Source organism: Sunxiuqinia rutila (genome assembly GCF_050589705.1).
Taxonomy (GTDB): domain Bacteria; phylum Bacteroidota; class Bacteroidia; order Bacteroidales; family Prolixibacteraceae; genus Sunxiuqinia; species Sunxiuqinia rutila.
Window position 1 is genome coordinate 274,616 of record NZ_JBNGOT010000002.1, and the last position, 14,302, is coordinate 288,917.

Here is a 14,302-nt window from a genome sequence, read left to right on the forward strand (position 1 = left end):
ATCAAACAAACATGTTCGAAAAAACCAATAATCAACCCGTTACCGTACTGGGTTTAACCTTTAACTCCGAAGAAGAACGCCGCGAACACTTCCGTAACGAACTCCGAAAAAAACTACCGGAACTAAAACAAATGGAAGGCTTCCCCATTGGTGAAGACGAAGACATTATTAAGCTCTCCGATCCACCCTACTATACAGCCTGCCCAAATCCCTGGTTAAACGATTTTATAAGCGACTGGGAAAAAGAAAAAAAGCAGTTGGAAAAAGAAGGCAAACGTTCTGCTGATTTCACAGTTGATGAACCTTATGCAAGTGATGTGAGTGAAGGGAAAAATAATCCTTTCTATTCTTTACACACCTATCATACAAAAGTCCCGCATCCTGCCATTATGAGATATTTATTACACTATACAGAACCAGGGGACATTGTGTTTGATGGTTTTGCAGGTACTGGAATGACTGGGGTAGCAGCAAAGCAATGTGGAAATGCGGACAATGCTTTGAAAACTAGATTAACTCTTGAATATACTCATTCTCACAACTCTGAACCGCGATGGGGAGAAAGACATGCAATTGTATCTGATTTAGCTCCATCTGCAACTTTCATTTCTGCAAATTTGAATAGCCAGTATGATACACATTCAATTACAAAGAATATTAATGAAAAACTCGCTAAGCTATATAAGAAATACAAGTGGATGTACGAAACTAGACATACAGATGGCAGTCTAGGTAGAATTGACTTCGTGGTTTGGAGTGAAGTAACACAATGCCCTGAGTGCAATCATGAATTTGTGTTATGGGACGAAATGGCAGATACAAATAAAGGCAGAATGAAAAAGGAATTTAATTGCTCTAATTGCTCTTCTCTGCTATCTAAAAACAGTTGTTCCAATTATTTGATTTCAGATTTTGACAATCACATTAATCAAGTTTTGAAGTCAAAAAAATATTTTCCAGTTTTAGTTAAATACACCACTAATAGAAAGAGTTATTACAAGAAACCTGACGATTTTGATTTAAAAGTTAACAATCAAATAATTGATTTAACAATTAATAATTGGATTCCAATTAGCAGATTGCCAGAAGGCGACGAATCAAGAAGAAATGATAAATATGGGATGACACATGTTCATCATTTCTACACAAAACGCAATCTCATTTTTATCTCAGAATTATGGAGCCAATTAAACCTTCAGGAAAAATTTGTCGCCACAAGTATTTTATCTCGTAACCTAACTAAATTGAATAGATATGTTCTAAAACCCAGAACTCCACACGGTGAAGTTAACGGACCATTGAGTGGAACATTATATGTATCAAGTGAGTATGTTGAGCAAAATCCTTTTGACTTGCTAAAGTCAAAGATCCCAAAATTCTCATGGAATAACTCTGGTGTTGTTACATCAACCAATCCAGCTCAATCGAATATAATAGCTGATAATTCGGTAGATTACATATTTACCGACCCCCCATTTGGCGCAAATATAATGTACTCAGAGCTTAATTTTATTTGGGAATCTTGGTTAGGTGTATTTACGGATAATAAACCTGAAGCTATTGAAAATTCTACACAGAATAAAACTACTTTGGTTTACCAAAATATAATGCATGAGTGCTTTAAAGAATACCATAGGATTCTTAAACCGGGGAAATGGATGACAGTGGAATTTAGCAATACAAGTGCTGCGGTTTGGAATGGGATTCAAACCGCAATTCAAAACTCTGGATTTATTGTTGCAAATGTGGCAGCATTAGATAAGAAACACGGTGGTATAAAATCTATGACTTACACTACAGCTGTAAAACAAGACTTAATAATTTCATGCTATAAACCGTCGTCTGAATTTGATGAGAAGTTTAAACAAAATCAGAATAGCGATGTAGCTGTCTGGGATTTTGTAGATGAACATCTACACCATTTGCCTATCCATTTAGCTAAAGAAAATGCCACAACCGCTATTATAGAGCGTAGCCCCAAAATATTATTTGACAGGCTAATTTCCTTTTATGTACAAAAAGGACTACCCGTTCCTATTGATGCAGGAAGATTCCAACAAGATTTACGTGAACGTTTTATAGAGCGGGATGGTATGTTTTTTACCAGTGAACAAGTGCAGGAATACGATAAAAAGAAAGCCGAAGCACCTACTTTTATTCAACTTTCCTTATTGGTATCATCGGAGCAAGATGGTGTGTATTGGTTGAAAAACCTATTACGAAACAATCCACTGACATATCAGGACATTCAACCACAATGGATGCAAGCCCTGGCTGGTGTGCGTACTGGCGATATTATCCCGGAACTGGCGACCATACTGGACGAAAACTTCTTAAAAGACGATAGCGGGAAATGGTACCTCCCCGACCCGGAGAATGAAGTTGATTTGGAAAAATTACGCAACAAACGTTTACTCAAACAATTTGAAAGCTACAAAACCGAAGCCTTTAAACCACGAGGCAAAATAAAGGAAGTACGTGTAGAATCCCTCCGCGCTGGCTTTAAACAATGTTACCAGGATAAGGATTTTCGCACCATCGTACAGGTGGGCGAACGTATCCCCAACAACCTATTAATGGAAGATGAGGTGCTGTTGCAGTTCTATGATATTGCAAGCTCCAAAGTGTAGTGTAAATTACTGACGCACGAAATTGTATAAATACGGTTAGGACTAAAAAAAACACAAAGTGAACGCAGAATTAGAATTACGAACAATATTCGACCTACTCGGGCATCATTTTTATATTCCTCATTATCAAAGAGGATATCGGTGGACTTCAGAACAAGTCACACAACTACTCGACGATGTGTGGGATTTTGCAGAAAAAGATCCTGCAAAAGGTGAATTTTATTGTATTCAACCGATCGTTGTAAAACCTAAAAAATGGAGCGAAAACAATATAGACATTGACGGTTATGAAGTTATTGATGGGCAACAACGTTTAACAACAAGCTATTTAATTATTAAGTACATTGAGAAAAATCTAATAGCTGGAGGCTCACTTTTCAATGCATATGGTAATGAGCTTTTCACTTTACGTTACGAAACAAGGAAAAAGAGTGAAAACTATCTGGCATCGTTATCTCCAGAAAAAGCACGAGAGAATATTGATTATTACCACATTTTCAATGCCTATGACACGATAGAAAAATGGTTTAATGAAAGTGAAAAAGTTAAGACACTGACCAAAAAAGAAAAGTTGCGAAACACCTTTCTTGGTGAAAAAACTGATAGTGGTTCTGTGCAAGTTATTTGGTATGAACCGGAGCATCGTAATATCAATGAAGCAGACGAATTAAAGAAAAGCAAGGAACTATTTACCCGGTTAAATATGGGTAAAATACCTTTAACCAATGCAGAGCTTGTTAAAGCATTGTTTTTATCCGACTATAGCTTCAACTATGTATCACCACAAGAGGCAAGTAGAAGAAAATTAGAGATATGCCAAATGTGGGATATTATTGAGCAACAAATTGCTGATGAATCGTTTTGGGCGTTTATTACCAATAAAAAACAAGATAAATATCCAACCAAAATTGAGCTTCTACTCGATTTTATGGCAAATAAGGATGAACATCAAAGAGATTCATTACATACTTTTTTATACTTCTTAAAACTTTCAAAGGACGAAAATCAGGAACTTTGGTCAGTTTGGTTAAAGATTGAGAAATATTTTCAAACCCTTGTGGAATGGCAAAAAGATAGAACCCTATATCACAAAGTAGGTTTTCTAATTGCAGTAGGCAAAAGCGCTAGGGCATTAATCGAGAAATCAGAACATTGTTTGAAGGATGAATTCTCATCCTACCTGGACAAGATGATTAAGGATGAAGTTCTTAATTGCAGCTTCGATGAAATATTAAACCTTCGGTACGACAAGAAAACGCAGTACAATAAATTAGAAACTGTTCTATTGTTTTTCAATGTTGAAACGATTCGGATTAACCGAAATATTGAAGAATTCTATCCGTTCAAGTTTCACAAGAATGTCGAAAATTGGTCTTTAGAACATATTCATGCACAAAATTCTGAATTTCTTGACCAAACCAAGAAAGAACAATGGAAGGTTTGGATAGATAATCATTTACCTCTGCTACAGGAATTATTAAAAACGAATGAGGATAAAGACCTTGAAGAACTGATTACCAATCTCGAAAATTATAGAGGATTAAAAGATGGTGACACATGGGCTCAATTTGAACAATTGGCAAACAAGGCATTCGATTATTTTAACGCTGAAGATGACAGTAGAGGCGATATTCATTCCATAGCCAACCTAGCATTATTGGGACAAGCAGATAACTCGGCATTGAACAACTCAGTTTTTGAAGTAAAGAGAAGAAAAATCATGAAGATGGATACCGAGGGGAATTATATTCCGGTATGTACTAAGCGAGTTTTTCTTAAATATTTTGAAAAACAATCACTTAATCAACAATTCTATTTTTGGGGAGCAAAGGAGCAAGCGAATTATGTTTCTGCTATTCACGATGTATTAAATAAATATCTAAAACAAGAATCTACTGAAAATGGCAACTAGTTTATTGCAACTGCTTAAAAAATATAAAGTCGAAATTCCAATTATTCAAAGGGATTACGCACAAGGGAGGCAACATGGGAATGTTCCCAAAATCAGGGATGGATTCTTAAATAGATTGCTAGAAGCTTGTAAACCCAATGCTGAAATTCTGGAATTAGATTTTGTATATGGTTACATTGAAGAAGGTACAAATCAAATATTTATACCTCTGGATGGCCAGCAACGTTTAACTACTCTTTTTTTATTGCATTGGTTTGTAGCATACAAGAAAAATCTACTACATGAAGTAGGTTCTGTTCTTTTGAACTTTAGTTACGAAACTAGGCATAGCTCTCGTGTTTTTTGCGAAAAACTGATTACAGATAAAATCCTTATTCCTGAACTCTCAATCGGCAAGGATGGCGTAGCCCCTGAAGAGAACAAAAAAACTATTGGCGAACATATTGCCAATCAATCCTGGTATTTTTCTGGTTGGGATAATGACCCAACTATATCATCAATGCTTACAATGCTTGATGCAATTGAAGAAAAGGCTCAGAACAAGAGTGTTGATGATTTGTGGAGTGCTCTGTGGGACGATAATGCTCAAATTGTGTTTCATCAACTGGACATGACTAAACTAAATCTACCAGATGAGCTGTATATAAAAATGAATTCAAGGGGTAAGCCACTTACCAACTTTGAATATTTCAAATCGGAGTTTTCCAAAATAGTACCTGACAACAAGAAAGAAGAATTTAATGATAAGATCGATAAAGACTGGTATGATTTGTTTTGGTATCAATTATTTGAAACAAAAGAGCAGAATGGTGAGGAAATAAAAGATATTGCCAAGTTTGTTGATGAATCTTTTTTAAAATTCTTCAGGTATATCACAGATATATTTATTGCCAGACAACAGTTATCTATAAACCAATCATCATTCCCAGACGAAATATCGTATTTCAAACATGTTTATACTACTGGAGGTATGCTTGAAAATCTGTTTGAAATTTTTGAGCATATAAAGGGTGTTGACTTCAAAGATTATTTTGCAGGTTGTTTTTATACAGGAGAGAATAATCAAGGTGAAAATGCTATTCGCTTATTCTTTTCAAGTAAATCGACTCAATTGTTCAACTTATGTTCTGCAAATTACGACCCTTCTCAAAGAAGTAATCCCTTTTCAATTGGTGAACAACTGCTGTTTTATGCTGCTATTTATGGCATTGTCAATGGTGTTGAAGAGGCACAGAAAACTTATCGAAAAATTAGAAATTTAATCGCTAATTCCGAGGATACGGTTCGTAAAGATAATATGCACAATTTGCTTGTATCGGTTGAACAGGTAATGGAAGGAAAGCCTCTTGATAAAACATCAAAGTTTAATAGTTCTCAAATTAGAAATGAGGAGGACAAAGAAGCATACTTACGATCTCATCCGGAATCAGAAACGTGTTTATATCAGTTAGAGGATAATAGTATTTTGCAAGGCTGCACAACAATTTTTGATTTAGATGATTTATTTGTGTCCAGAGCACAGCAGTTTTTGAAAACATTCAACGAAAGCAATCCTGATTATAGAAGCATTAAAAGAGCCATGTTTAGTTGTGGTGATTATTCACAATTTTATGGTTCAAGTAAATCTAAAACGGATAAAATAAGGTGGGGAGTTTGGATGCACTATCAGCTTGGAGCAAATAACCAAAGCCAATGGCGTGAATTGTTTACACCAAGTAATTTGAGAGTTGGTTATGCAAACACAAAAAGCATATTAAATGAATTACTAGATAAACTATGCGTTTCAAACCTGGAAACGATAATTGATAACTATTTACAATCAGAGGATACCATTAAAGACTGGCGCTACTATTACATTAAATACAAAGAATGTCGTCATATGCCCAAAGGATATTCAAGTTGGATAATGGACAAGAAATATCAATACCATTCCCGAATGATGAATAGTACCCAGCTTAACGGGCAAAATTGGTCTCCATATTTATTCTGTATCCATAAAAAAACACAAGAAAGAACCTCACTTGAAAATTACGATAACTCCTTAATCGTATTCAATGAGCATGGAAATTCATTTAGTATTCGAAACTACAATAGCTGGTATGTTGTAAAGGTACTTTCGGAAAATGAAGAAGAACTAAACAATGGCTTAACTACAAATGATGATTTTGAACTATTTGAGCAAAACGGAACAAAAGAGTTACGATATGCAATTAATCAGAATGCCGACTATATTGATTTAGAAGATCGTGTAGAAAAAGGATTAAAACTGGTTGAGATGCTGTTAGATTATCAGTCTAAATCGTTAAGCGAATAATCATTTTAAGCATCAAAAAAAGATGAAACTCAAGGGAAAAGCAATAGAAGTCATTGGCGAAAAAGAATTATTCGGTCAACGAATTGCCTGGATTCGTATTCTCGAAGACAATACGTTCCTGCAGGTTAACTACAACGAGCTCGAACCCGATTCGTTGAGCTATACCCTGCCCTGGCTTCGCTTTGTTTCCATTGCAGCTAAAATAAAAGACGAAGTTGCCAAAAAAAACATTCTGGCTCCTTACGAAAGCAGCTTAATACCATTACCGCATCAGGTTTTGGTATTGGAAAAGGTAATGCAGAGCATGCAAAACCGTTTTTTACTGGCCGATGAGGTGGGTATGGGTAAAACCATTGAAACCGGTTTAATTCTGAAAGAACTAAAACTGCGTGGCGAAATTAAACGCATTTTGGTTATTGTGCCCAAATCATCGATGTTGCAATGGCAAAGCGAGCTGAAAGAACATTTTAACGAGGTATTCCATCTCTACGATTCTGATATGATTACCTCAATGGCCCGCACCTTCTCCAACATCAATGCCGACGAAGAATATAATTTCTGGACACAGCACAACCAGATAATTGTATCAACCGATGCGCTAAAACCGCTGGATAGAAGACAAGGCTGGACAAAAGAACGCATTGACGAGTACAACAAGTACCGAATTGAAGCCGTATTGGATGCCGATTTCGATTTGGTGGTGATTGATGAAGCACACAAAATGGGAGGTGCATCGTCAACGGTTTCACGTTATGTTTTAGCCCAGGAGCTTTGTAATACGGTCGCCAATGTACTTTTGCTGTCTGCAACCCCTCACAGGGGCAAATCAGACCATTTCCGGCGAATCCTTCAATTGCTCGATCCCGATGCGTTTGCAGGTGAAGGACTTCCCGAAATTGAAGAGCTGGAACCCTATGTTATCCGTACAGAAAAACGACTGGCCGTTGATTACGACGGCAACAAATTGTTCAACGAACGTCAGACACATCGTTTCGATGTGCTGCTCGATATAAACAGGCATCAACGCCAGATGCAACTGTACCAATCGGTCACTGAATATGTTCGTAAAGGATTTAACCAGGCCAAACGTAACAACAATACAGCCAAAGGCTTAATTATGATTCTGTTTCAGCGTCTGGTAAGTAGTTCAACCGCAGCCATTCTTTCGGCCATGCAAGGTCGTTTGGAAAGGCTTTGCCTGGGAGATGATAATGATTTGGATAACTACCGGGACGAATTGGATTCAGGTGAATATGAATACGATGATTTGGTGGACTTTAACGGCAAAAACGGCAATTCAGATAGTCTGGTTGATGAAGAACAAATTCTGGCTAACCTGATTGAAGAAGCAAAGGCATGTTTGCAAAACGAAACCGATGCCAAAGCAGAAGCATTGTTAAAGCAGTACAAAACCTTACAACTCGAACAAGAAAACCCGGAATTAAAAATTATTGTTTTTACCGAGTTTCGTTCCACGCAGAAGATGCTGAAAGGCATCCTCGAAAAGAAAGGCTACACATGTGCAGCCATCAACGGTAGTCAGGACTTGGATGAACGGAAACGGGCATTAACCCTGTTCAAGGAAGAAGCTCAAATCCTAATTGCCACCGATGCAGCCGGTGAATCTTTAAACATGCAATTTTGCCACATTGTATTCAATTACGACCTGCCGTGGAACCCAATGATGATTGAACAGCGCATTGGTCGTGTGGATAGGATTGGTCAAAAAAATACAGTGCATGCCTTCAACATGCTTACCAATAACAGTGTCGATTTAAGGGTGTACGAAGTCATTCACGAAAAACTAAATAGTATTCTTAATCAGTTAGGGATCGATAAAACATCCGATGTGCTCGATTCAACCATCGAAATGAAAAGTGTCAGCGGCCTATACCTGAGAAACTTGTTAGACCCGGAACATTTTGAATTTGTGGGCGAGAAATGGTTATACGAGATCAAAGCGAAATTACGAAACTTCCAAAGTACCGAAGGCATTCTGCCGCAGGTGCAGGAAACAGATATTGACAATAAGAAAGCAGCTGAAATAAAACACAGTCCCCTTCCCCAATGGCTCGAATCATTGGTTATGGAACACTGTAAAATTCAGAACGGCACATTCTCGAAAAATCTGCTGGGCTTTGCCAGCGTCAAAGTAAATGGTGAATCAAAAAAAGTAGCTTTCGATTCTGAGGTTTCCTTAAATAACCCTGGAATTGAACACCTCACCTTGCAGCACGATTGGATTCGTAAAATTCTGAATGATTTGAGCACCTTCGACGCGTCGAAAGGTATTCCAGTATTGCGATTTAACAGCGACGAAGAAACACCTGGCTATTTCAGCCTGTGGCAAATTACAGCACAAAGCCAACTGGAAACAATTACCCACTATCAACCATTTTTTGTAGCTGATAACGGCAAACATTATGCGGCTTATGCCAACGATTTGTGGAGTCGTTTTATTTCAGGAATTGGCAACGCAAAAATTGAAAATGGCACCGCTACCCAACAATTTGATAGTGAAAAAGAGCTTGAAAACGATTTATATACAGTATTCCAAAACCTTGAAGCAAGCGTTTCGGACAAAATGAATAAGAAAAAGGAAAACCGGGTTAATTTCTACGAATACCAGAAATTAAGAATCAGCAAAATTGGTATTGAGAACATTCGGCAATCCAAATTAAACAGACTGGAAAAAGAGCATGAAAAATGGATGAAGGATTTTCAGATGAACCAAATGGTTATTCCAAGTCTAAAACAACTGTTAACAGTACGAATTGATGTCAGATAGTTTAATAAAAAATATTGCCAATGATCTGAAATGCCAGGCAACAAAAGTGCTGCTGGTTGAAAACAACGATCGATTTCTTTTTCGTGAAGATGTGATAGTGAAACTGGCTGATGAAGGAATTAATATAGTTCAAGGCTCACCTTTAAAACAAAGAATCACATACGAATTAAAGGATGGACACCTCTTACTTATTTTACTAAGTGCTAACCGCCAAAATTACCTCGAAGATATTAGCAGCCATTCAATACGGTATGAATTTTTTCTCCAACATTATTTAGGGAGTTACCACATTCCAAGTCTCATACACGAAGAATTGCCAATACTTGAGATTTTGTTTTCAAAGAACCCGGTTGTTGGTTTAACAAAGAAAGAAACGCTGAAGGAGATTCTTTCAATCAAATCGCAGTCTCCCGGGAGTAACTTTGACACACAACAATTTAAAGATGCAATTGAAGCAGAATTGACTCAGGAACCGGTTAACTGGCCGGTAGTCCTGCAAATCATATCAAATGGACTAATTCAAGCCATCGGGACAAAACAATACAATGATATTGTTGGCGTAATAAATGACGCTAATGAAATCTTTCAAAAGGATTTAGCGAAAAACTATGCACAACTTAAAAATGCAAGTGCTGTAAAAAGCCCCAAAATAGTCTCTAAAATTCTGGATTACATCGATTTCAATTACAAGGCCGAAAAAATTGCATTAATCGTTGTCGATGGATTAAGCAGTTGGCAGTATGACTTGTTCCGGGACAGAATCCAGGCTGCAAAACAGGAAGGTTGTGTATATTCCTGGCTACCATCAATCACCCAACTCTCACGACAGGCAATATTTAAAGGCGATTCTCCTGAAAGAACTTACAGGCAAAATCCCGCCAATGAAGAAAAGCTGTGGCTTTCTTATTGGAAAAATAAAGGCTTGAATAGTGCAGAAATCAGGTATCAACATGAAAATACAAAGCTGGAGAACCTTGCGCCAGTAAAACGTTTCGCGTTAGTTTTTAAGGATCTTGATGATTATATGCACAGCTCAAAAGATTATACTGATTTGCTAAAACTAACGGAGAATTGGATTAGCCGGTCGAAAATCGTTGATGTAGTTCACCAGCTCCTAAATCAAAACTTCAGGGTGTTTATCACCTCCGATCATGGCAACATTCAGGCAACAGGATGGCGAAGCCTCCAGGGACGTGAAAAGCTGGGCACCAACAAATCAGGTAGCCGGAGTGAAAGGCATATTGAATATTCTGAAAATTGGCTGAAAGACGATCTGCTCAAAAACAACCCGGACATAACCGATTCGGTAGCACAGGAAGAGCAAGCCATTTATTTCAAAAACAACTTTAGCTTTTCCTCAAAAGAGAGCCTGGTAACGCACGGTGGCTCACACATTTTGGAAGTATTAATACCATTTGTAGAAATTAAGAATGACCAACAATAAAATTGATATAAATCAACGTATTCCGCTGGAAACGCTACAGTCTGTATTAGAGAGTTATCTGAACGATTATTATTCTGATGAGTACATTTTAGAACAGCTTAGGCTCCATTTTTCAGGTGAAAATCGTTTGAAGAAATCCGTCCGTATTGTCAAAAAGATAATTTCCAACAACCCGATAATTGACATTATTGATGCAAACCGGGAACAAACCCTATCAGCAATTAAATCCAAATCTGATAGAAATGTAATTCTGATGGCTTTGCTAAACGGTTCGTTTGTATTTTCCTACGACTTGTTGTCTATACTGGGTAAATTATTCAAGGTGCAGGAATTTGTAAACCGGGAAGCGCTCACCAAAGAAATTTCGAAGATATACGGGAGCAACCGTTCCTTACCAAATGCAATTGACAGTGTTATTCCAATGTACATCGAGGCTGGTTTTTTTAGCCGTCCTGCTCCCGGGCTTTATGAGTTCAAAGAAGCCATAAACCTAACCAACGAGATTAGCCAAAAAATTTACATTGAGTCCTTCAAAGTTCATAATGCAAATAATGAAATTCAAGCCTATCAACTAAATGACCCATATTTTGAGTTTTTAGCGCTATGAATGGATTTTTCACCATTGATTAATTACCAAATTCGAGATACAACAACTATCGCATGAGCTATAACATTTTATTAACAACTTTCAATGCATCCTGAGACAATGTTCGCGGGAAGCTTATTGCTGATACTCAACCTGACCTAAACACCTCAGTTGAACTAAACCCCGCGATGCGGGCTGGGCTTTGATTGTGCAGGAAATGGGCTTAACTTGAGTACTCATATTTAAGCTCAATGATTATGGAAAAAAAAGCATTCGTGCGTTGATGGAGCAACATATGCTCATCCGCCACTACAGTGAACGAACCATTACTTCTTACCTGTGCAGCATCGGTCAATTATCCCGATTTTGTAATCTGCCTCCCGGCCGAATTCGTACTACTCAGTTTAAAGACTATCTCCACCATTTAATTGTCAAAGAACATTGTTCGTTTAGCCGAATAAACCAAAACATTAGCGCCTGGAAAATTCTTCAGCAGGATGTTTTGGGGCGGGAATACCGTTTGATACAAATCAAACGTCCCCGGCGTGAAAAGAAACTTCCCCAGGTCCTTTCGGAAGATGAAGCCATCCGTTTATGTAACTCCCCGCGTAACAGCAAGCACCGTGTTTTACTGAACCTGGCCTATGCCACAGGGCTTCGGCGCAATGAGTTATTGACCATGCGTCCCCGGTGTATTGATCGTCAACGCGGGGTCATCCGGGTTACGGGTAAAGGTAACAAACAACGCGAAATTCCGCTGCCAGCAACGGTGTTGCAGATGCTCGAAGCATACTTTCGGGCTTACCGTCCAAGGGTTTATTTATTTGAAGGTTATGTTCCGGGTAAAGCGTATTCGGCCAGCAGTCTGACCTGGATTATAAAAGGGAATGCTGCCCGGGCGGGTATCAAAAAGAATGTCTCGCCGCATATACTGCGCCACTCCTTTGCCACGCACATGCTCGAACGGGGTGTAAACCTGAAACGCCTGCAACTATTGATGGGGCACAATTCCATGAAAACAACATCGGTTTACCTACACCTGGCTGATACGGGGAATAGCCGTCTTCCTGATTTAACTCAAGTCAAAGAGCAGGAGCATGGGACAGACAGAGAATAAGCGTCAAGCGGTAGAATTGGCCGATATTATGCGGGCTTATGCTGCCGGGCTGAAACAAAACCGGAACTTATGTCCTGAGCAACATAAAGCCATTGAAGATATCAGTTCTTGCCGGACATCGAAACGAAAAGGGCACCTGTCTGTTTGCAATAAATGCGCTTACCGGGAGCAATCGTACAACTCGTGCCGTAACCGGCATTGCAATAAATGCCAGTACCAAAAGCAAACAATCTGGGTCGAAAACCTGAAAGGGCGACTACTCCCAGGCAAATATTTTCACTTGGTCTTTACCTTGCCTGATTGCTTAAACCGACTGATCTACCGCAATCAGCAGCTCTGTTACAGTTTGTTGTTTGCTCAGGCCTGGTCATCCTTGCAGGCCTTATGTGCCAACCCGCGCTTTTTGGGGGCGCAGCCCGGGGCTGTTGCCGTGTTACATACCTGGTCTTCCACGCTGGTTTATCATCCGCATGTTCATATGCTGGTTCCCGCCGGGGGATTATCTGAAGACGGGATGGAATGGGTCAAAGCAAAGAACAAGTTCTTAGTACCGGTTAAAGCCCTGTCCAGAGTCTTTCGGGCCCGGTTTTGCGAGGCTTTGCTTAAACTGCTCCGGTCCGGAAGTTTGAACATCCCCGAGGGATTTCAAACCGAAGGTCTCAAACAAAAGCTTTACGCTAAAAACTGGGTTGTTTACGCCAAAAAGACCGGAAAAACAGCCAGTCGGGCATTGGAGTACCTGGGGCGTTATACTCATCGGGTAGCAATTAGTAATAACCGGATTTGCAGCTTCAACCAAGGTAAAGTTTGCTTTCGTTATAAGGATTCAAAAACCGGTCGTTACACCCGCGAAATGGAATTGGAGGCTGAAACATTTGTCAAACGATTTTTACTCCACATTTTGCCTTCGGGTTTCTACAAAATCAGGTACTTTGGCATTTTGGCTTCGGCCAATGCTGCCGCTCAAAAAGAGCAATGCCTGGCTCTGATAGACAAAGACCAGTACCTCTCGCCGGTGGAAGGATTGAATGCTTACCAAGCTTTCCAGATCCTTAGCGGAAAAGACCCTTGGCGATGTAAGCAATGCGGCGAAGGGATCATGAAAGTTTACCCGATAAGCAACTCTGCCTGAACTAACAAACACGCGTTCTTTGATAAACCGAACAATAAGTTTCCAACAGACTGATCTAAAGGTCAACGGGAAAACTATGTTCGCCCCTGAAGTAAAAGCAGTGCTCGAATAACAAGAAGCGAAAGAAACGAAACGGCAATCATCTTAATCTGAGACAATAGAGGAGATTCTGCAAGCGGGAAGCCCATAGCGTCGACGGGGAATAGTCCAACTATATTTTATCCATCATCTTAAACTCTCCCAATAGCAAAATAACAATATCAATTATTATTGCTAATTTAACAGCATGCCAGAACGATGGATAAAATACTAGAACGTTCGGTGCATACCCATCTAAAAACATTTGAAAAATGATAATAAGTTATCATATCCGATTGTA

The 14,302-nt window shown here is 38.8% G+C and carries 8 protein-coding genes; all 8 read left to right on the forward strand.

The window, feature by feature from the left end:
- The first annotated feature begins 11 nt into the window (after nucleotides 1–11).
- The 8 genes from ACRD6K_RS03040 (at nucleotide 12) to ACRD6K_RS03075 (ending at nucleotide 13,923) form a co-directional block, all read left to right on the forward strand.
- Nucleotides 12–2,630 (forward strand): DNA methyltransferase, encoded by a 2,619-nt coding sequence (locus ACRD6K_RS03040; RefSeq protein ID WP_430972018.1) that lies wholly within the window; start codon nucleotides 12–14, stop codon nucleotides 2,628–2,630.
- A gap of 58 nt (nucleotides 2,631–2,688) precedes the next feature.
- The gene (locus ACRD6K_RS03045) at nucleotides 2,689–4,542 is read left to right on the forward strand and encodes a DUF262 domain-containing protein (protein WP_430972019.1); all 1,854 of its coding nucleotides are present in this window, start codon (nucleotides 2,689–2,691) and stop codon (nucleotides 4,540–4,542) included.
- Nucleotides 4,532–6,856 carry a GmrSD restriction endonuclease domain-containing protein gene (locus ACRD6K_RS03050; RefSeq protein ID WP_430972020.1) on the forward strand — a complete coding sequence of 775 codons (2,325 nt, stop codon included), beginning with the start codon at nucleotides 4,532–4,534 and terminating at the stop codon, nucleotides 6,854–6,856. The genes ACRD6K_RS03045 and ACRD6K_RS03050 overlap by 11 nt, the downstream gene beginning before the upstream one ends.
- Before the next feature lie 22 nt (nucleotides 6,857–6,878).
- Nucleotides 6,879–9,644 (forward strand): DEAD/DEAH box helicase, encoded by a 2,766-nt coding sequence (locus ACRD6K_RS03055; protein WP_430972021.1) that lies wholly within the window; start codon nucleotides 6,879–6,881, stop codon nucleotides 9,642–9,644.
- Nucleotides 9,634–11,088, forward strand: coding sequence for a PglZ domain-containing protein (locus ACRD6K_RS03060; RefSeq protein ID WP_430972022.1), 1,455 nt, complete (start codon nucleotides 9,634–9,636; stop codon nucleotides 11,086–11,088). Before ACRD6K_RS03055 ends, ACRD6K_RS03060 begins: the two co-directional genes overlap by 11 nt.
- A complete protein-coding gene (locus ACRD6K_RS03065) occupies nucleotides 11,075–11,695 on the forward strand; it encodes a hypothetical protein (RefSeq protein ID WP_430972023.1) in 621 nt (206 codons plus the stop codon). The genes ACRD6K_RS03060 and ACRD6K_RS03065 overlap by 14 nt, the downstream gene beginning before the upstream one ends.
- Before the next feature lie 262 nt (nucleotides 11,696–11,957).
- Nucleotides 11,958–12,791, forward strand: a complete 834-nt coding sequence (locus ACRD6K_RS03070; RefSeq protein WP_430972024.1) for a tyrosine-type recombinase/integrase — start codon at nucleotides 11,958–11,960, stop codon at nucleotides 12,789–12,791.
- Entirely contained in the window at nucleotides 12,772–13,923 is a 1,152-nt protein-coding gene (locus ACRD6K_RS03075; protein WP_430972025.1) for an IS91 family transposase, read from the forward strand. Before ACRD6K_RS03070 ends, ACRD6K_RS03075 begins: the two co-directional genes overlap by 20 nt.
- The last annotated feature ends 379 nt before the right edge of the window (nucleotides 13,924–14,302 follow it).